Below are 20,051 nucleotides of genomic sequence, written 5' to 3' on the forward strand. Positions count from 1 at the left end.
GAAATCTAGGTTTCTCGGTGTATATTAACCTTATTCTACGCTTTTTTTCTTTCTGGTTTATTACTTTAAAATAACAAGAATTAAACTTAAGAGGTATATAGTGCATAGCCGCCCTACGAGACGGCAACACACCATATACAGACCGTTATACCACATTAAAAACCAACCCATATGAATAAAATATTTTTAGTTTTAATAGCAATGCTCATTTGTTCTCAATCCTACGGACAAAAGCCAAGAGCAAGAGATTTGGGAGTTCCTTTTGTTGGAAAAACAGGAGAATTCAATGCAATTACAGATGTAAATGGAGTTGAGGTTGGATATAGCACAATTATTTCTGGCGATGGAGAAAACATCTTAGGTAAAGGGCCAATTAGAACTGGAGTTACTGCCATATTTCCGAGAGGAAAAGCCAAAAAATTTAGTCCAGTATTCGCCAATTGGTATAGTTTAAACGGAAATGGAGAAATGACAGGTACAACATGGGTAACCGAATCAGGTTTCCTTGAAACGCCAATTATGATAACCAATACGAATAGTGTCGGTGAAGTAAGACAAGCTGTGTTGAAATGGTTTGTTGATACAGATTGGTATAGTGGAGAAGATTGGTGGTATACCTATCCAGTAGTAGCGGAAACATATGATGGTTTTCTTAATGATATTTATGGATTTCACGTAAAAGAAAAGCACGTTTTAGAAGCTATAGAAAATTCTTCAAGTGGAAAAATTGCTGAAGGAAATGTTGGTGGTGGAACTGGTATGATGTGCTTAGGTTTTAAAGGCGGTACAGGGACATCATCAAGAGTTTTCAAAATCAAGGATTCTACTTATACAGTTGGAGCAATTGTTCAATCTAACTTTGGAGCTAAAAGAAACCTATCAATAGCGGGTGTTCCAGTAGGTATTGAGTTAAAAGACACTTTGAATTATGAATATAAAGCATCACCAAAATCTAGAAGGCAAGAAGGTGATGGCTCTATTATAGTAATTGTTGCAACCGATGTTCCTTTATTACCACATCAATTAAAAAGAATTGCACAAAGAATTCCTTTAGGTATTGGTATTGTTGGTGGACGAGGAAGCAATGGTTCTGGAGACATATTTTTAGCATTTTCAACTGCAAATGAAAAAGCATTTAATCGCGATGAAATGACGACAGTCGAAACTATGTCAAATGATTTATTGATGCCGGTTTTTGAAGCTACAGTTCAAGCAGTAGAAGAAGCAATAATAAATGCAATGGTAGCTGCCGAAACAATGGAAGGAATTAATGGAAATAAAGCTTATGCTATTCCACACGACTTGCTGATTGAAACACTTAAAAAATATAAACGAATAAAAAAATAACGTGTTACAACAATTTATATAAGTAATTGCTTGTTCTCGCCTACTTCTGAAAATCCTAGCGGATTTTGCCTGTGCCAGTTCGCTACGCTCGTGTCAGTTTGGTGTGTACTTGCTAAGTTAAGTGCTAAATCACGCAACTACTCATAGCCGAGAACGTTCTTAATAATTATGAAAAATCTGAATTTCATGAAAAAAGTAATATACCTCTTAACAATAGTGTTGGCTATTAATGCCTGTAAAGAAAAAGAATATGAAGTAAAGAAAGCGGAATTAACCGAATCTGTAAAAGAGAAATTAATATCAGAATTAAAAGAAATGAAAGAACAAGACCAACTAAACAGGTCGTACATTTCATTAGGAACGTTTAATCAAAATTTAATTGACAGCACTAAAAACCTAACTACTCAGGAATATATCTCGTTTATGCAATCCCATAAATCAGAACTCAATAAAAAACAAGAAGACTCACTTTGGGCAATACAAAAAGAAATCGATTTAAAAAACACCAATCGTATTTATGAATTAACAGAAAAATATGGATGGTTAAGTGAAACAAGATTGGACTCTATAGTTGACCCCATGACATTTTTATTCCATACCCCAAAAGAGACCATTGAAAAAATGCAAACATTACTTTTTAAAGAAGTAAATGCAAAGCGTATGGAACCTAGTAAGTTTGCAATGTATGTTGACAATATGCGTAAAAAAGCATTCGGAAAAAATCAACTTTATGGAACGGGAAAGGAATTCGACCCTAAAACAAATACCATTGTACCGCCGTTCATTGAAAATATTGACAGCACTAATATGGAAAGGAAAAAAATTGGATTGCCTGAATTAAAAGTTGGTGAATATAGAACTGAAAAGTAACTACTTACAAAAACACCTATATCAAATAGGGCATAAAGTTCTAAATTTAATGGCTTGGGCTTGATTGCCAAAGCTGCCAAATCTTTTGGGTTTGGCAATTAAAAAAACAAATACAGAAAAAAGTTCTGGCTTGCAAATTAGAAGAAAAGGAAAAGTTAGCTTGCCTCTTCACTACGCTTAGCCGAACCGTTGTAAAACATTAGACCATTTCTTGGAGAAAATAAAAAACAAAAGAGGGATATTCATTTTTTCAATTCTTAGCTTATTCCTAATTATAGGATTTTATAATTCATGGAAAGATGAAATTTCATTAAACGCTAATAGGAAAATGACAATCGGTAAAGTGACCGATCTTAAATATTCCACTAGAAATGGATATGTTGATTTCAAATTCTATGTTAATGGTAAGCTTTATGACACTAGTGATCCTGACGACTCAGGATGGCCAAAGTATGTTCGAGAAGCCAGAGCTATTAAATACAAGTTTTACCCAGTTGAATATGATGCCACAAACCCAAGCAACTCTAAAATACAAATAACAAAAAAACCACTTGGACATAAAACGCTTTTAAGAAACGGAATTAAGATAAAAGGTAAGGTAGCAAACATTTATCCTGTATCGGAATCGTATGCAGACCTTCATATTAACTATACTTACCAACAAGGTAAATTTAAGTTTAGAACAAGACTACATATAGACAGTTTACCTTGCGGAACAATAGATAGTTGTATCCAAAAAGAGATTGGATTAATCATATCAAAGGATTTTCCAGATATAAATAATTTGTACTATTTAAGTTACGATAGAATTGAAATGCGAAAGGCAAAAGAACCAAAAAAATAACGCAATACAACAAGGTCTGTATAACCTAGATGAAATAGGCTAAACCGAAAGGTTTGTGCGTATTTAAAAATCCTGAAAAAAAACTTATTGCAATAACCATATGGTCTGTTTTGGCTTATAAAAAGGTAAAACATAATTCTATAATTGGGTTCTATATTTATCCGAAGCGACAGCAGTTAGTAGTTTAGCGTCATTTCGAAGGGACTAGCGTAGCTAGGACCGAGAAATCCCTTTAAAAGAATGGGTTTTCAGCTTCTTACTGGTCAGGTCGAGCGCAGTCGAGACCGCTTCTTTGTCTTAATACTTTGTACTTACTACTTAATACTAGCTACTTACAACTTTTAGCTACTAACTCAACAGCATAAGCAAATAAAAACTATCTTTAGTACCAGTACTTCCCCCAACCCAAGCGTTTAGGCATGGGTGTCACCTATTTAGTATAAAAACAGCTATCCGTCAAATGACGGATATACAATTGTTGGCAATAATTATGAATAACCATAAAATCATCATAAAATGAAAAATCTATTACTAATAATTTTGACCTTAATTTTGATTTCTTGTAATGAAAAAAACAATCAGTCGGATTTAAAATCGACAGATACAGACAAAATTGATATACAAGCTGAATTAGAATCTATTGAAGAAACCCGAACTGCTTTTCAGCTCGCAATAAAAGAAAAAAGATATGGTGACTTAAAGCAATACTCAACATCTGATTTTAAAGCTGTTTCGCCAGGAAGTGAGGATTGGTTGGAATACAAAAGAATTCGTGAAAAACCAATGGGACAATTCAGCTATGACAGTATAAGAATGAGACCTCAAGAAACTATTATTGCTAGTGACACTATTGCGTATGACTTTGGAACAAGTTCTGTTTACTATACTAATGCCGAGGGAGAACCCATAGAATTAAAGGATACTTTTCTTGTCATCCTCAAAAAGGACAAAAATGATGGTAAATGGAAAATACACAGAGAAGTTGCATCTGCTATTGTGGAATAAATTAAAAAAAGTATTGCCAACACAGTATATAAGCTATGGCTTGGTCAGTCCACACTTGGAAAATCCTGCAGATTTTACAAAGCCAGTTTTTATCGGCAAAGGTCTGTGACGAGAGGCGCCACAGCTAATATACATAAACGTTGTAAGCAAGTGGAAAAACATCCGTAAATCAATGAAAATTATATATAAAATAATTAATGGAAGTCGTAAATTCATTTTTCAGTAACATAAAAGATAAATTGACCAATCCTTACTTTGGTACACTTATCCTAGTTTTAATAATTCATCATTGGGAATTAATTTTTGGGATATTTAACTTCGATGAAGGATTTACATTAGACAAGAAAATCGAATTTGTAAAAAGTTATATTGTAAATAATATCACTTGGAAATCATTTCTATTAGATGCTTTACAAGCTCTTTTATATATGTTCATAGGCTATTTAATTGTAGTACTTACGAGAAGCATAGTTTTGTTTATTGAATTTGGACTTATGCCTTTTATATCAGGAAAAATCGTGAATAAAAATGTTGTACGCAGAACTGAATATGATGAAGTTGTTAAAGAAAGAGAACAATATTTTGACCAATATGAGGAACAAAGAAACTATGTCAGAAATTTTTCAAAAACTATTGATGAACAAACTGAACAGTTAAAACAAAAAGATGAAAATTTATTAAAACAAACAGAAACTATAAGTGAAACAATAACAAAATTAGATTCTACTAAAAAAGAATTAGAATCCTCAAAAAATGAAATTAGCGAAAAAAATTTACAAATAGATGGTTTAAAAAATTCTATAAAGTCACTTGAAAAAGATAATGGGGAATATCTAGAGAAAATAAAGAGATATGAACATTTGTACTTTAATGAAAAAAGTAAAGAATTTTACTCTACTATTGACAAATTTCCACCTGAAATTTTAATGAAAGTTCAAGAATTAAAAAATGATAAAAAGTGGAAAGCTTTTTTACAATTGGGACAGTTTTTTGAAAGAGGAGGCTCAATTGGAGGTGAAGTATTAACTGAAATGATTGATAGAGATTTGGCATTTGAAAGAGAAAAAAGAGAAGATTTAACACCTATTGGAAAAATCATTTATAGATATCACAAAGTATTTGAACAGGATTTTGACAAAAGACTTTTACTAATTGGAAAATAAACACCTGCTTACAACAAAGAACTGAGTTAAAAAACAAGTTTTTTCCGCTTTAAATTTGAGACACACTTATATAACCTAGAACCATACGGGATACATTGTTATGCACATATCAGACTACCAATAATCCAAATCAACCAACTCCTAAAAAATGACCTTAGAATATTGGAATGAACTAGCAAAACAAACCCTCCTAATCACCTCCTTATTAAGTGGGTTTTCAATTACCGTTGTAGCAAACCTATTGGTTTCCGATAAAACTACGAAGCTTACCAACCGTATTTTAAAATGTGCTACCTTATCGGCCGGTTGTTTTTTGGTTACGGTTTTTGCCATGGTACAAATTGTAATGACCACAACCCCTGGTGGCTATCTTAAAAACGTCTCCATAGAAGATTTTCAACTGGCTAGAATACTAGGAATGTCAACCTTTATGGTCGGTCTTTTTGCCCTAGCAGCCATGATTGGATTATCTGGCTGGACCAAATCTAAAAAAGTGGGCCTATTTACAACCGCAATTGGACTATTAACCTTGCTGTTAATCTTTGTAACCATAACTAGGTTTAACTCTTAAACACAGTAAAATAAAAAGAGAAAAAGATATAGGTTTATGTTTCGGTCTGGATATAGTTGTAAACCGCCCCAATAAAAAACCAAACATTTTGGTAACTTCATAAAAACAGAATCGAATTTTAACCTTCCCCAAAACTACTTCTTATGAGAGCCTTCCTTTTATTGCTTTTAGTACTACTAATATCCTGTAGCAGAACCCTGGATAAAAATGGGCTTTTTAAGGCATCAGAATTTGCCAAACACCAATTGGAATATGTAAACGCAAGCGTTTTTTTACCCAAAAATCATATAGAAGTAGATAAAAATAAACTTAAAGCCTTTTTAGCCAACCAAGGGGAAGCTGTACCCCAAAATGTACAAAGCATGTGGATGGCCAATTTATCCTCACCACACAGTGGCATCTCTATCTTTAAAGACGTAAGGGACAGCTTAAATTTTGTGGTCATTAAAAAATACCCGAGTCATATACCCGTAACCGTTAAAACTTCAGAAATTATACAAGAAATAATGAAGGGATACCTAGAAACGAATAAGAAGAATTACCAAGTGGGTTACACCATAGATGAAAGCACATTTTCTAAAGTTGGTATGGCTACCGTTTATAAGTTTGCGTATACCACAACCGCAGCAGGTCTAAAAGCTAATAATCTTAGGTTCTTTATAGCTTTTAAAGACCAAACCATAGATGTACAGGTGGTAAATAGCGGTACGTATGACTATGATACTATTTTTAAAAATCTAGAAATAAACTGACCGCCATTTTATGGCATAAGTTACGTTTTAGGCGCCTACTAGCACTACTCTTTTAGCCATGCCCAGCGTTTGGCCCAATCTTCCATAACAGCAGTACGCCATTTACCAATGGTTTTGCCCCCTTGTAGTTTGCCATCATAAAACTGGGCTTCGGGTTTGTCTGTAAACCAGGTTTTGCCCAAGGGGTAACTGTTTTTCAATTGGTCTCCCGGCCATTTGTTGATTACTACAATACTCCCTTTTAATCCGTTTAGGGCTTCAATTTCTGAGGTAAAATAGTAGTTTAAGGTTTCGGCCTTTTTAGGAATGTAGCGCAATTGGTACTGCCCATTGCCCATATAATAGCCCGGCCATACTTGTTGGCTCTTGCCGTAGGGCACTACCATTTTAAAACAGACCGTACCCGGTTCCATGGCCTGTTCTGGGCCTTTAAGGTTAAATTCCATAATACCACAAAAAGGGATGCTGTCTTTTACCGTAGTAGGCGCCGTGTATATTTTTCTAGGGCTGTGGGTAATGGGGGCAAAACTACCGCCCCAGCTTTCCGTAGTAGGGTTTTCTGGGTTACCGTTTAGTACGTAGAGCAAAGAGGGGGTGTCTCCCATTTTTATTTCGCCACCGTAATAGTTTTTAAAATCGCCCCCCAAATGACCTGCGCCCTTAATATGTTTGTTATAATAATCTGTTGGCCTAATAGTATCTATAGCGGTATTGTCCGAGAAAAAACCGTAGTAACTGGCATTTACTTCTATAAACCACAAATCTGGAAAATTAGCCACGATATACGCATAGGCGTTGGCACTCCATTTTTTGTTGGGTCCGCCAATCCAATACACCTTTATTTTAGATGCTATTTCCGGTGCATCGTGCAGGGCCTGAGCAACATCTTCCAAGCCGCCCCAAACCAATACCCATAAGGGCTCTTTTTCCTCGCCCGCACATTTTATAATCCAATTAGAACCCTCCGTGGCGGTTCTGTAGCCTTTATAGGGCGCGGTGCCTTTTTGGCCTTGTTTTACCCGTTGGCGCAAATACTCCGGTTGGGCAAAGCCTTTGGAGTGTTTTGCTAATCTGGGCAAATCTTTTTCGTACAAATCTATCATCCTAAAGATTTCTTGGGTACTGCCTTCTCCATAAGAGGGGCTAGAAACCAAACCTGCTATGCTTACCCGGTCACTATACATGAGCAGGTGTGCCATAGATTGGTTATCGTCTGGGTCTGTACCGCCAATATCCGTGCTTATAAGCACCCTAGGCTTTTGGGTGGTTTTGTTTTGGGCCACCACTAAGCTGATAGCAAAAAGAAACAGTAAAACTAACGCGCTTTTTTTCATGGTTATTCACGTAATATTTTTTCCATTTTTCGACCTTTAGCCAATTCATCTACCAATTTATCCAGATACCGTACCTGCCGGGTTAGGGTGTTGTCTATTTCTTCTATACGATACCCACAGATTACCCCTTTTATCAATTGGGCCTTTGGGTTTACGGTTGCCTGTTCAAAAAAGGTCTTAAAGGTAACATGGTCTTCTAGGTGCTGTGCAAGGGCCGCCTCATCATACCCGGTAAGCCAGGTAATTACTTGGTGTAACTCTTCTTTGGTCCTCCCCTTTTTTTCTACTTTACTCAGATAATGCGGGTAAACCGAAAAGAATTTTAGATTGGCTATACGTTCGTTATGTTCTGGTGTTACTTTCATCCGAGTTGTTTGGTTTTGGTTCCCAAAAAGGTAATCAAATTTTGATAATTCTTTATCGTATTTAATAAGTCCATTAGCATTCCCTTATGCTTACTGCCCGTTACAGCCGGGTTTGGCATCTGCATCCGTAGCCAATTGTATAGCGGCCAACCCTAAAGTGGTTCCTTTTGGGGCGCTAATGCTAAAGGCCGTGGTAATTTTGGACATATCTACACCTAATTTTTCAAAACAACTAAGGCTTAGACGGTAGGCTTTCCAGTCTTGCCCGCTTATGGTTACGGCCAAGGTTTGGTTGCAAAGGCCGGGCGTACCGCACAACCCTATTTGTACGGTTGCAGTTTCTTGGCCAAAGTTGCGTGCGTAAAAGGCTAGTTCCATGGCACCATTGCTTTCCCGGGCCATATCTGCCGGACTAGTAGTTACTAATTGGGCTTGTAGCAACTCCGTAGACGTCCACTCCAATTTTAAGGCATCTTCTTGTGCTTTATGGTCTGTTTTGGCTACCAACAAACCTCCAATGGAAGTTGGAAAACTGGCTACCTGCTTTTCCAATTCGGCAGACTGTAACCGCAGTTGCCAAGGAGCCGTTGCTTGCCCCTTATCAAAAAACACACCGGTAGAGGCCACCGTTAGGTTTTCTAAACCAGCCTCTTCTGGTAGCGGCGGTACTTCTTCCGTACTGCCGTAGTTTAAGCCATACCCTAGACCAAAAAGAACGTCTTTGGTTTGTGGCGCCACCGCGGTTGCCGGCCAAGAAAAGGATAGTTTACCGGTAAAATCATAATTTTCGTTTCTTTGAAACAACAGGTCTGAAACACCGCCACCTTCACTACCCGGTAGCCAAGCGGCCACAAAAGCATCGGAATTATTTAGTTCTGGATTGGTCCACATGGGCCTACCCGAAAGGAATACGCTTACTACGGGGATTCCTTTTTCTTTGTAGGCTGCTAATTTTTCGGTATCAAATCCGTTAGGTACAAAATCCAAGTGTTTGCGGTCCCCTTGAAACTCCGCATACGGGTCTTCGCCATAAACGGCAATAACCACATCTGCACTAAGGTTGTTATCTGCCTCTGGCGAAAAAATAAGCTTCCCTCCTTTTTCGGCTACGGCTTCTTTTATACCCGCTAAAATGGATTCCCCGTTCGGGAACTCCTCATTGGTATGGCCTTCGCCCTGCCAAGAGAGCGTCCACCCGCCAGCGGCTTTTATAATGTGTTCCGCACCATCGCCCACCACCAAAATGGTCTTGCTGGCATCCAATGGCAAAAGTTGGTTATTATTTTTAAGCAATACTAGGGATTCTCGTACCGCTTGGCGTGCTAGGGCACGGTGCTCTGGCAAGGCCAATTGGTTTTCATCTCCTGCAAATGGGCGCGTACTAGGAGCGCCTTTTTCAAAAATACCCGAAGCCAGCTTTACGCGCAATATTCTACGCACGGCATCGTCTAAACGTTCTAGGGTAATAGTGCCTTCTTTTACATGTTTTAAGGTGCTTTCATAAAGTCCTTTCCAACTATCTGGCGCCATGAACATATCTACACCCGCGTTAAAGGCATTGGGGCAGTCCTCATTGGTACAACCGGGTACTTGGCCATGGCCGTTCCAATCGCCCACCACAAAACCGTTAAAGCCCAGTTTGCCTTTTAAAACTTCGGTCAACAACTCATAATCGCCATGCAATTTTCTACCATTATAACTAGAAAAAGAGGCCATTACGGTTTGTACGCCGGCAGGGATGGCACTATAGTACCCTGCTGCGTGTACGTTTAGCAATTCCGATTCGTCAATTTTTGCATCGCCTTGATCCACCCCATTTTCAGTGGCACCATCTGCCAAAAAGTGTTTGGCGCAAGAAATTACGCGGCCTGCACCCATAAAATCTGCATCGCCTTTATGGCCTTGTAGGCCCAATACAATTTTATCCGCGTAGCGGTTGGCCAAATCCGGCGCTTCTGAGAACCCCTCATAACTACGCCCCCAGCGCACATCTTGTGGTACGGCCAAGGTTGGGGCAAATGTCCAATCGTGCCCAGAAACGGTTAGTTCATGCGCGGTAATACCTGCTAATTTTTGAATGAGTGCTGGGTTATGGGTAGCACCCAGACCAATATTATGCGGTAAAACGATAGCCCCTTCTAGATTACCATGCCCGTGTACGGCATCTATACCCCAAATAATAGGTATGGCCACTGCTACACCTTCTGTATCTACCGAAGCATTGTAATACTTATCTGCCATTTGCAACCATGTTTGGGCATCTGCGTAGGCCTTGTTGCCCGGAGCAGAATTACCGCCACTTAAAACGGAACCCAAACGGTATTTTTTTACCTCTTCTGGTGTAACGGATTCACTGTCTGCCTGTATTATTTGCCCTACCTTTTGTTCCAAAGTCAATTGTGGTAAAATACGGTCTATCCTGGCTTCTATTTTAGGGTCTAAAGGTTGGGGTTCAAAAACGGGCCAATCTGTAAGCATAGCTTTGGTTTCTTGTGGTGGTTCCGGTGTTTTGGTTTGCTGCTTGCAGGCTAGAAAAAACAAGGCGGTAACTAGCGTGCATCTTAGTACGGCTTTGGTAAACATGTTGTTATTATTTAGAAAAACGAATACGTTATTTTTAGTTGGTTTGATGCTGTAAGTTACTAATTATGTGGATGCTGAAAGGGAAAAAACTTTTACCAATGTGGCTAGACCAATAAGCAAAATTAGCCCAAGCGAAATACGTTTAAAGCGTTCTTGGGGAATATAATCCAATAGTTTCTTACCCACCCAAGTACCTACAAAGCCAATAAGCAATAAAAAAGGTACGTATACCAAGGTAGCTTTATGGATAAAACCATTGTACCAATACACAAAGGTTCTAGAGAAATCTATCATAAAATCAATAAAAGCCGAAGTGGCGATAAAAACGTTTTTCTCCAAGTTAAACATGGCCATGGTTAGCCCCCTAATAGCGCCCCCTGTACCTAACAAGCCAGCAGAAAAACCGGATAGGCTACCCCCTATTAGCGCATTCTTTTTATTGGGTTTTATTACCCAGTTGGATTTAATTAAAAAAACTAGGGCTAATACAACCAAAAAAAGCCCTAAAACCAATTCTAAATTGCTACTCTTAAAATAATTGGCCAATAGACCACCCAGCACTACAAATACCACGGAGGGAATACCAATTTGGAGCAATAGCGTTTTGTTGAGTCCCTTTTTGAATAAGGCTATTTTACTTAGGTTGCTAGACAGATGGTAAATTGCGGTGAGCCCCAAAACGGCTTCAAAACTGAAATAAAAGTTGGCTATGGGCACAAAAAAAACCGAAGAACCAAACCCACCAATGGTTCCCAAAATTTCTGCAACAAGGGACAAAAGAAGAAATAGATAACTTAAGTTTTTCATGACAACAAATAGCTAGTCTAACCTTTTACAAGGTATCTATTTCTTGCTTCTAAACCTATATTATTACGCTTAATACACTGTTATTCAGAAAGTATATGTTCTACTTTTTTCTCTTGCCATTTGTTGTCTTGGTCTACAAAAATCTGGAACATGGCTGCATGGCTAGAACCGGCCAAAACCATAACCCGCTTATCTATTTCTTCTGTATACTTGCGTACCAAAGACCACATGTACAAATTTCTTTTGTACCATTCTGCCGTTAAAAGCGCGCCATTAAATTGTTCTGTGTTACCGGCAAGGGAAAGTACGTTATTGTGCAGGTTGTTACTCTCGTACCGCATAGCTTTGGTATTCATTGCCAATGTTAACGCAGTTAAGGAAACACCCTGATTTATTTGACTATCAAAATCTGCACTAAACCATTTTAGCTTTTCTTCTATTTCTTGCTGTAATTGGGTTTGTTGGTTGGCTTCTATATCTTCCATAACCTCGGTATACGGAAAGTTGGTATCCGTATAATCTATGGCGTAAACCCGCTCTAGGTTATTGGCCTTGGCCACCCTGAATGCTAGTTGAAAAATCTCGTTCTTTTTGTAAAAATTAGATAGGTTTTCTTGTTTAAAATAGTTGCCCGCCTTGTACAGGTTGTAGAGTGAGTCTAGTTCTTTTTGTTCATTATGTGGCCATTCTACAAAGATTTTTGTAGGGTTATAGTTTACCAGTTGTTTGGTCATCTTATCCAAATCTTTCTGGGCCTTAGGGCTTAGGATGTCAAAAGACTTGGTCTGGGCCACATCTGCACCTGGGTTGTGGTAATGAAACGTACCCCACAAGAGTACTTCTTTAGGATTGGTTTCTTTAAATAATTGGGTTTGGTCTTGTGCCGTAAGCTTAAAAACAACACCTAGTAATACTACGTAAATAAACAGTTTGGTTTTCATTTGTTTGATTGGTTTTTAATTGATTTTTTAAAAGGACAGTTGTTTTCACGGTTTGTTACAGTAAAAGGTATAGCCATCTAGCCTTAAACTTTTTTAGTAGAAGTCCATTCATGATTACGCGTTGTTTATCAAACAATTAAACTGAAATCTACGCCCCTAGTTTTTTTAACAAACTTTAGTAAAATTTAAAAGCCCAATGTGACAAAAGTCACGGTTTGGTACCGCTTCAACCTTTAGTTTTATTCCAATTTTAAATTAAAAACAAAATGAAAGTACAACAGATTTATACCGGTTGCCTTGCACATGCAGCTTACTATATAGAAAGTAATGGAGAAGCGGCAATTTTTGACCCCTTAAGAGAAGTAGAGCCGTACTTGGCCAAAGCCGAAGCGGACAAGGCCGAAATAAAATATGTGTTTGAAACCCATTTTCATGCCGATTTTGTAAGCGGACATCTAAATTTAAAAGAAAAAACAGGTGCAACCATTGTTTACGGCCCAACGGCCAAACCAGGGTATGATGCATTGGTGGCCACGGATAATCAGATTTTTGAATTAGGAGCCTATAAGATAAAAGTAATACATACGCCCGGCCACACCATGGAGAGTACCACCTATCTTCTTATAGACGAAAATAACAAGGAACACGGCATTATTACAGGAGACACCTTATTTATAGGCGATGTAGGCAGACCAGATTTGGCACAACATGTGGTATCTGAACTTACGGAAGAAAAATTAGCCGGACACTTATATGATTCCCTACGCAATAAAATTATGCCGTTACCAGACCATTTAATCGTATATCCCAACCATGGGGCAGGCTCTGCTTGCGGTAAAAAAATGAGCGATGAAACCACGGATACTTTGGGCAACCAAAAAAAGAACAACTATGCGTTAAGGCCCAATATGAGTAAGGAAGAATTTATAAAAGAACTTTTAGATGGGCTAACTACGCCACCGGGCTACTTTCCGCAAAATGTTTTAATGAATATTAAAGGCTATGAGCGTATGGATACCATTATGGATAGGGGCTTAAATGCATTAGATCCTGAAGCTTTTGAATTAATGGCCAATACGCATAGTGCCTTGGTTTTAGATACTAGGGAAGCGGCAACTTTTGCCAAAGGTTTTATCCCCAATAGCATAAATATTGGTTTAAAAGGAAGCTTTGCCATGTGGGTTGGTGAGATGATACCAGATGTAAAACAACCTATTTTATTAGTTACGGAACCTGGAACGGAAGAAGAGGCCATTACAAGATTAGCCCGTGTAGGTTATGATAATACGTTAGGGTATTTAAAAGATGGTTTTAACAGCTGGGTACAAGCCGATAAAAACATAGAAACCGTAGAGCGTATTGCAGCAAATCAATTAAACCAAGCGTTGGAACAAGGTATAAAACTCATAGATGTACGCAAAAAAAGTGAGTTTGATGCAGAGCATGTTAAAGGAGCGTTGAACGTACCGCTAAATAGCATTAACGAACATTTGGCTCAATTTCCTAAAAACGAAGCATTTATTATCCATTGTGCCGGAGGGTATAGAAGTATGATAGCTGCCGCTATCTTAAAACAACGTGGATGGGATAATTTTAAGGATGTAGCCGATGGTTTTGCTGGGATAAAAGAAAGCAATATACCGGTAACGGATTATGTAGAACCCACAACTTTATTATAATTATGGAGAAAACAATTGAAGTACAGAATCTAAAATGTGGTGGCTGTGCCAGTACCATTAGAAAAAAACTCAACAGCATTACAGGTGTTAGTGTGCATACCATTGATGTGGAAAATGCCACATTACACTTAGCTATAAACAAGGAAGTAGAAGAACAAACGGTTTTAACGGCTTTAAAGGAAATGGGATACCCTACCGTTACGGATGAAAACCGCTTGGGCACAAAAATGAAATCTTACATAAGCTGCGGTATGGGTAAAATACAAGGCTAAAAAAAAGAGGAGGCTCTCCCAAACCTCCTCTTACAATACTTTTTGGATTCTATTAAGTATCCGTCTAGTACTGTTGTAACAAGTAATTAATTAAATCTGTAGTGGTTACAATACCAACAAGTTCATCTCCATCTACAACTGGCAATGCATGAAACTCCTTTTGGCTCAGGAACAGGGCTACATCCCTTATGGTGGTGTGGCGTTGCACGGTAACCACATCTTTTACCATAACCTGTTCAATTGTGAACATATTGTAGACCATGGTATCTACTTCTTGCTCGTCTTCATCTATGGCATCTGCAAAACTTATGCGCATTAAATCCGTATAGCTCATCATTCCAATAATACGTGCGCCTTCGGTTACGGGTATATGTCTTATGTTGTTCTTTTTAAACAATTCTTCTGCCGTAACCAAATCGTCCGCAGTACTAAGGGTTACCACATTCTTTGTCATTATCTCTGATACGGGTACTCGCTTTTTCATCATCTTTTAGTTTTAGTTTATACTACAAGTTACCCTATATAACCAACTCAAAACATGACAATTATCAGCATTGAACAAAAAAAAGGCGCTGTAAACAGCGCCTAAGAAAACCAATCTAAAAAATGTAATTATATTCTAAATGTAACCACAGGTATTTCGCTATGGTTAGCAATATCCTCACCTATACTTCCCATAAAGAAGTGTGCAAGTCCTTTACGGCCATGTGTTGGTAAGGCAATCATATCCGCAGCATTTTGTTCCGCATAGGCCAAAACCCCTTTTTCTACGGTATAGTCGTTATAAATGTCTACCTCAACACCTAAATTGGCCTCATTTAAAAACTTAGAGATACGTTCGTAAGCGTCCTTTGTACTTAAAAAGTTATCTGCAGGGGTATTTATAAAGACCAGCTTAAGTTCTGCACCCAAAAGCTTTGCAAACGTTACCACACGCTTGGCTACTTGAGCAGATTCTTTTTTAAAGTCTGAAGCAAAAACAATACGGTCTGCATTAAATGTATCGTAATTGCCCTTAACCACCAATACCGGTACTTCTGCATTACGTACTACACGCTCCGTGTTAGAACCAATGAAGATTTCTTCCAGGCCGTCTACACCGTGTGATCCCATTACGATCATATCTGCATTGTGCTTTTCGGCAACCTCATTTACCTCTGAAAACACCTTGTAATGTTTAATAATTGGGGTAACCTTAACCGATTCTAAAAAGGGTTTTTGAAGAAATTTTTCAAAACGTTCCTCTGTAATTTTTAGCAAATGCACCATGTGTTGTGGCGGAATCAAATCCGTACTAGAGGTTACCGAAGGCGATAGCTCTAGCATGTGCATTACAAACAATTCCGCATTGTTCTTTTTGGCAATATCAGCAGCTACTTTTAACGCTCTTTCTGATTGTTGCGAGAAATCTATAGGTACTACAATACTTTTCATCTGTTTTTAGTTTTGGGGTTTATATTGTCATTGAAAACAACTTGGTTTCCGGTTTTTTACGTTGTAATTTAAAATCTAGAGCCATACTTATATTACGAATAAAAGGTTGCCCCTCTTGGGTTACCTGTATGCCCTTGTCATCCATAATCAAAAGCCCGTCGTTCTGCATTTCTTGCAGTTTTTCTTGGATGGCCTGTTTATCTATAAAAGCCGCATCCTCTTGCTGCCATTCTGTTTTAAAACGGCACATTAAATTAAGAATATGTTTTCGAATAACACTATCTTCATCCGTAAGAATGTGACCTCTAAAAACTGGAATTACACCATTGGCCACCAATTCTTGGTATTCTTCTATACTTTTGGTGTTCTGTGCAAAGGCGTACCAACTATCGCTAATACTACTAGCCCCAAGACCAATCATTAGCTGTGTTTTGGAGGGTGTGTACCCCATAAAATTTCGGTGTAATTTACCTTGGGTGGACGCCAGGTACAATTCGTCTTCTGGTAGCGCAAAATGGTCCATGCCAATATCTTTATAGCCCATGCTTTCCAATTGCTTTTTGCCCAACTCATATTGCTGTCTTTTGGTTGTAGCGCTTGGCAGGTCTTCTTCTTTAAAACCACGTTGCCCATTACCTTTAATCCAAGGTACATGCGCATAACTATAAAAGGCAATCCGGTCTGGCCGTAAGGCATTGGTCTGTTCTATAGTATATGCCACATCTTCTAAGGTTTGAAAAGGCAGGCCATAAATTAGATCATGCCCTACAGAGGTATACCCTATTTCCCTAGCCCATTGGGTTACTTTTTCTACGTTCTTAAAAGGTTGTACACGATTAATGGCTTTTTGTACGGTTATATTGTAATCTTGTACCCCATAGCTTACACGTCTAAAACCAACGTTATAAAGTGCTATTAAGTGTTCTTTGGTGGTATTGTTAGGATGCCCCTCAAAGCTAAGTTCTGCATCTGGTGCCTTGTGCGCCTTTCTAAAAATTTGCTGTAGCAACCAACTTAGGTTTTCTGGAGCAAAAAAGGTAGGTGTACCACCACCAATATGCAACTCTTTAATGGTTGGTTTTTCGCCCAATAAGGACACATACAAATCCCATTCTTGTAATAACGCTTTTACATAAGGTATTTCTACATCGTGCCTTTTAGTAATGCGCTTGTGGCAACCACAAAAGGTACACATTTGTTCGCAAAAGGGTAAATGTATATAAAGGCTAACCCCCTCTTCTTTACTTTCTATAAAACTTTTACGCACGGAAGCCTCCCATTGCTTTCCGCTAAAAGAAGAAACATCCCAATAGGGTACCGTTGGGTAACTGGTGTACCTAGGACCGGGAACATTATATTTTTGAATTAAACTACACATACCTGAAATAAATTATACTCCAAAACTATAAGTTGTAGTAGGGATAAAATATGATAATTGTCAGCTTTGAGAGGAATTTAAACGTCTGTTAACCCCTAATATATAAACTAAAAAAGCCCCATACACCTAAGTATATGGGGCTCTTGCAAGTAACAATATAAAACCCTCTACTGCATTTGCATTACAAAATTTATAGGTACGGCATACCTAACAGTTGCCGGTCTACCGCGTTGCATTCCTGGTTTCATGGTTGGTAACAAAGCAATGATCCTACTAGCTTCTGCCTCTAACAATTTATCCGGACCTCTTTCTAATATCTTACTTACTTTACCATATTGGTTTATTTCAAACTGAACATACACCCTACCCTGTATACCTAATTCTATTGCCGTACTAGGATACTTAAAGTTGGCCTTTATGTGTTCTTGTATCATCTCATTAAAACAAGCTTTACGTTCGGCATTGGTGGCCAAGCTTTCACAACCTGGAAATACCGGTACATCTTCTATAACCGCAAAAGGAACGGTTATTTCTTCTTCTACTTCTTCTACCTCTACCTCTTCTACGCTAACAATAGCATCTTCTACATAGGTTTCTTGGCTACTTTCCGTACTTTCTATTATGGTTTCTTCTACCTCTACCATATCTTCTACAATAGCAATTACATCTGGTGCCGCAGGGGGCGGTGGTGGTGTAACCGTTTTTATCATTTCCGTTATCGGTACCTCCTCATCCATATTGTCCATAACATTCAATACCGTGTCATACTCTTTAACCGTATCATAGGTTTTGTATTCTAACAATCTCCATACGGTAAACAAGACAATGGCAAGACCTATTACAAAATAAAGTCCGCTATTTCTATTCAAATCTGCTTGTGGGTTTTTCTTGCGTTCCATGACTTTGTTATTTATACCCTAAAGATATTACCTCTAAGTACCTTAAAACATGATATTTATCAGTTCAACTTAATTTCCAATAAACGTGATTACTATATATTAAGGTGTATTTTTTGCTACGTCCACTATTTTTTTTGCAATACGTGTTTTAAAGTATATAGATACCCGTATACGGTCGTAGTTTTCACCATTTACATGGTTCTTTAAATAACCTATCTCCAAGCATACATTTGGATGCACCGCTTTACCTATCCCTACAAAAAAACGATTCTGTAAAAAATCTAGCTCTTTAAACTCAAAGAAAGATTCATTGGACACTTTAAGGTAGGTATTGGTGGCAAGCGGTTTTTTATATTGTAAACGGTGTCTAAATCGTGTTCTAAAAGATTTACCCGTAGGTCCATTAAGCCATCTATTCTCTACCCTAAAACGTTGTGTAAGTTTATTTGAGTGTTTTACCCCTGCCTCTTGGTACCACCAAAATTGTGACTTTTCTTCTAGATTACCTAGATGTTCAAAAGGATGAGTATCTAAAAAGGCCACCCCGGTACCAACGTACCATTGGTTGCTTAGCTTATAATTTAAGCCCGTTCTTAAAAATCCAAATTCTGTTTCTTGCGCATAATTATATTGGCGCCATATACCTACAATTGGTATGTTCCAATGGTCTCCAAGGGTATTATCACCAGCCACTATAAACCAGGTACCTACTTGGTTTTTTAAGTTTTCTTGAGATTGTATGGTATCCGGGTTTAGTAGCAGGACAAAAAACCAGAATAAAATGAATTGGAAGCTATTGCTTTTTAAACACCGCATAAACAAATTATTACTTGTTTGTGCAAAGGTCTTACGGATTCTAAATCAAAATAATGACAATTATCATGAACCTAGTATTTAAGGTTAATTCCATGTAAAGTTTTGAAAACGTGATATCTGTCATGTTTTAGGATGGTACCTGATACTACTTTTGAGGTGTTACTAACAATTATTTAAAAACATCAGGTATGAACACCATAAAAACCATTTTGGTTCCCTTTGATTTTACGGAAGCAGCTATAAATGCATTGGATTATAGTATGACATTTGTTGGCTATAACAATGATGTTAAAATAAAGGCGCTATACGTTAGCCCTAATCCATTTACAGAACTGGATATAAAGGAGAGTGAAGCAAGTTTTAATCGAATTTTAAAACAACTGAACAAGAAAACCAAAAACCGGCCAGAACTAGTTATGGTACAAGGTAAACTCACGGATGTAATCCTATATCAAAGAGAGTTTTTGGCAGCAGATATCATTTTCATGGGTACCATGGGCGATCAAAGTGCAAACGATCATGTTACCAATACATCCAAACTGGTATTAGAAGCGGAATGTCCTATTCTTACCGTACCCTACAATGCAGAAATGGTAATACCAAAAGATATTGCATTGGTCTTGGGTAGCGAAGAAATTGAAAAACCAAGTGTATTAAACCTTCTGTTGGATATAGCTAGAAGTTTTAATGCAAAAGTGCATGTACTTACCATTTACAAAGAAAACATCTTAGAAGAAAAAGCAATAGTAGAAGGTAATGAAGAAACCTTGGAGTATTATCTGGAACACTTTTATGCCGAACACAATTTTGAAAAAAATCAAGATGTGGAAAAAGGTATCCTAGATTTTATAGAGGAGAAAGAAATTGATTTATTGGCCATTATACCTAGAAATCATGCCCATAAAACAAGTCCCTCAGAAGGTAGGTTAACCAAATTGTTGACCCTACATGCCACCGTACCTGTTCTAACCTTGGATTAACAAGCAATACA

General features: G+C 37.9%; 20 protein-coding genes. 10 read left to right on the forward strand and 10 right to left on the reverse strand.

The window, feature by feature from the left end; translation table 11 throughout:
- The first annotated feature begins 171 nt into the window (after nucleotides 1-171).
- From ACXAGS_RS11755 to ACXAGS_RS11785, 7 genes are all read left to right on the forward strand, one after another.
- A complete protein-coding gene (locus tag ACXAGS_RS11755) occupies nucleotides 172-1,347 on the forward strand; it encodes a DmpA family aminopeptidase (RefSeq protein ID WP_474906945.1) in 1,176 nt (391 codons plus the stop codon).
- Between the two features lie 186 nt (nucleotides 1,348-1,533).
- Complete coding sequence (locus tag ACXAGS_RS11760; protein WP_474906947.1) at nucleotides 1,534-2,217, forward strand: hypothetical protein; 684 nt, start codon at nucleotides 1,534-1,536, stop codon at nucleotides 2,215-2,217.
- A gap of 328 nt (nucleotides 2,218-2,545) precedes the next feature.
- Nucleotides 2,546-3,061, forward strand: a complete 516-nt coding sequence (locus tag ACXAGS_RS11765; RefSeq protein ID WP_474906949.1) for a hypothetical protein — start codon at nucleotides 2,546-2,548, stop codon at nucleotides 3,059-3,061.
- Between the two features lie 516 nt (nucleotides 3,062-3,577).
- Nucleotides 3,578-4,066 (forward strand): YybH family protein, encoded by a 489-nt coding sequence (locus tag ACXAGS_RS11770; protein WP_474906950.1) that lies wholly within the window; start codon nucleotides 3,578-3,580, stop codon nucleotides 4,064-4,066.
- A 197-nt stretch (nucleotides 4,067-4,263) separates the two neighbouring features.
- Nucleotides 4,264-5,229: a hypothetical protein gene (locus ACXAGS_RS11775; RefSeq protein WP_474906951.1), complete on the forward strand. Its 966-nt coding sequence runs from the start codon at nucleotides 4,264-4,266 to the stop codon at nucleotides 5,227-5,229.
- A gap of 148 nt (nucleotides 5,230-5,377) precedes the next feature.
- Nucleotides 5,378-5,800, forward strand: coding sequence for a hypothetical protein (locus ACXAGS_RS11780; protein ID WP_474906953.1), 423 nt, complete (start codon nucleotides 5,378-5,380; stop codon nucleotides 5,798-5,800).
- Between the two features lie 143 nt (nucleotides 5,801-5,943).
- Entirely contained in the window at nucleotides 5,944-6,552 is a 609-nt protein-coding gene (locus ACXAGS_RS11785; RefSeq protein ID WP_474906954.1) for a hypothetical protein, read from the forward strand.
- Between the two features lie 44 nt (nucleotides 6,553-6,596).
- Here ACXAGS_RS11785 and ACXAGS_RS11790 read toward each other — a convergent pair whose 3' ends face one another.
- From ACXAGS_RS11790 to ACXAGS_RS11810, 5 genes are all read right to left on the reverse strand, one after another.
- Complete coding sequence (locus tag ACXAGS_RS11790) at nucleotides 6,597-7,886, reverse strand: nucleoside hydrolase-like domain-containing protein (RefSeq protein WP_474906955.1); 1,290 nt, start codon at nucleotides 7,884-7,886, stop codon at nucleotides 6,597-6,599.
- A gap of 2 nt (nucleotides 7,887-7,888) precedes the next feature.
- Nucleotides 7,889-8,251, reverse strand: coding sequence for a DUF2200 domain-containing protein (locus ACXAGS_RS11795; protein WP_474906956.1), 363 nt, complete (start codon nucleotides 8,249-8,251; stop codon nucleotides 7,889-7,891).
- Nucleotides 8,252-8,341: 90 nt separating this feature from the next.
- Nucleotides 8,342-10,834 (reverse strand): glycoside hydrolase family 3 protein, encoded by a 2,493-nt coding sequence (locus ACXAGS_RS11800; protein WP_474906957.1) that lies wholly within the window; start codon nucleotides 10,832-10,834, stop codon nucleotides 8,342-8,344.
- Between the two features lie 63 nt (nucleotides 10,835-10,897).
- Nucleotides 10,898-11,641, reverse strand: coding sequence for a sulfite exporter TauE/SafE family protein (locus ACXAGS_RS11805; RefSeq protein ID WP_474906958.1), 744 nt, complete (start codon nucleotides 11,639-11,641; stop codon nucleotides 10,898-10,900).
- Nucleotides 11,642-11,721: 80 nt separating this feature from the next.
- A complete protein-coding gene (locus ACXAGS_RS11810; protein ID WP_474906960.1) occupies nucleotides 11,722-12,582 on the reverse strand; it encodes a DUF5694 domain-containing protein in 861 nt (286 codons plus the stop codon).
- A 266-nt stretch (nucleotides 12,583-12,848) separates the two neighbouring features.
- Here ACXAGS_RS11810 and ACXAGS_RS11815 point away from each other — a divergent pair, with 266 nt between their 5' ends.
- Entirely contained in the window at nucleotides 12,849-14,261 is a 1,413-nt protein-coding gene (locus ACXAGS_RS11815; protein WP_474906961.1) for an MBL fold metallo-hydrolase, read from the forward strand.
- Nucleotides 14,262-14,263: 2 nt separating this feature from the next.
- Nucleotides 14,264-14,533 carry a heavy-metal-associated domain-containing protein gene (locus tag ACXAGS_RS11820; protein ID WP_474906962.1) on the forward strand — a complete coding sequence of 90 codons (270 nt, stop codon included), beginning with the start codon at nucleotides 14,264-14,266 and terminating at the stop codon, nucleotides 14,531-14,533.
- A 64-nt stretch (nucleotides 14,534-14,597) separates the two neighbouring features.
- On the opposite strand, the gene ACXAGS_RS11825 is transcribed toward ACXAGS_RS11820, so the two are convergent.
- From ACXAGS_RS11825 to ACXAGS_RS11845, 5 genes are all read right to left on the reverse strand, one after another.
- Nucleotides 14,598-15,017, reverse strand: a complete 420-nt coding sequence (locus ACXAGS_RS11825) for a CBS domain-containing protein (RefSeq protein WP_474907229.1) — start codon at nucleotides 15,015-15,017, stop codon at nucleotides 14,598-14,600.
- Between the two features lie 128 nt (nucleotides 15,018-15,145).
- Nucleotides 15,146-15,967, reverse strand: coding sequence for a universal stress protein (locus ACXAGS_RS11830; RefSeq protein WP_474906964.1), 822 nt, complete (start codon nucleotides 15,965-15,967; stop codon nucleotides 15,146-15,148).
- Nucleotides 15,968-15,986: 19 nt separating this feature from the next.
- Nucleotides 15,987-17,345, reverse strand: coding sequence for an oxygen-independent coproporphyrinogen III oxidase (gene hemN / locus ACXAGS_RS11835; protein ID WP_474906965.1), 1,359 nt, complete (start codon nucleotides 17,343-17,345; stop codon nucleotides 15,987-15,989).
- Nucleotides 17,346-17,512: 167 nt separating this feature from the next.
- Nucleotides 17,513-18,244, reverse strand: a complete 732-nt coding sequence (locus tag ACXAGS_RS11840) for an energy transducer TonB (RefSeq protein ID WP_474906966.1) — start codon at nucleotides 18,242-18,244, stop codon at nucleotides 17,513-17,515.
- A gap of 99 nt (nucleotides 18,245-18,343) precedes the next feature.
- The gene (locus ACXAGS_RS11845; protein WP_474906968.1) at nucleotides 18,344-19,060 is read right to left on the reverse strand and encodes a DUF2490 domain-containing protein; all 717 of its coding nucleotides are present in this window, start codon (nucleotides 19,058-19,060) and stop codon (nucleotides 18,344-18,346) included.
- Between the two features lie 188 nt (nucleotides 19,061-19,248).
- Between ACXAGS_RS11845 and ACXAGS_RS11850 the strand changes: the two genes are divergently transcribed.
- Nucleotides 19,249-20,040, forward strand: coding sequence for a universal stress protein (locus ACXAGS_RS11850; protein WP_474906969.1), 792 nt, complete (start codon nucleotides 19,249-19,251; stop codon nucleotides 20,038-20,040).
- Nucleotides 20,041-20,051 lie beyond the last annotated feature (11 nt).

This window comes from Croceivirga sp. ABH4_376, from assembly GCF_056160685.1.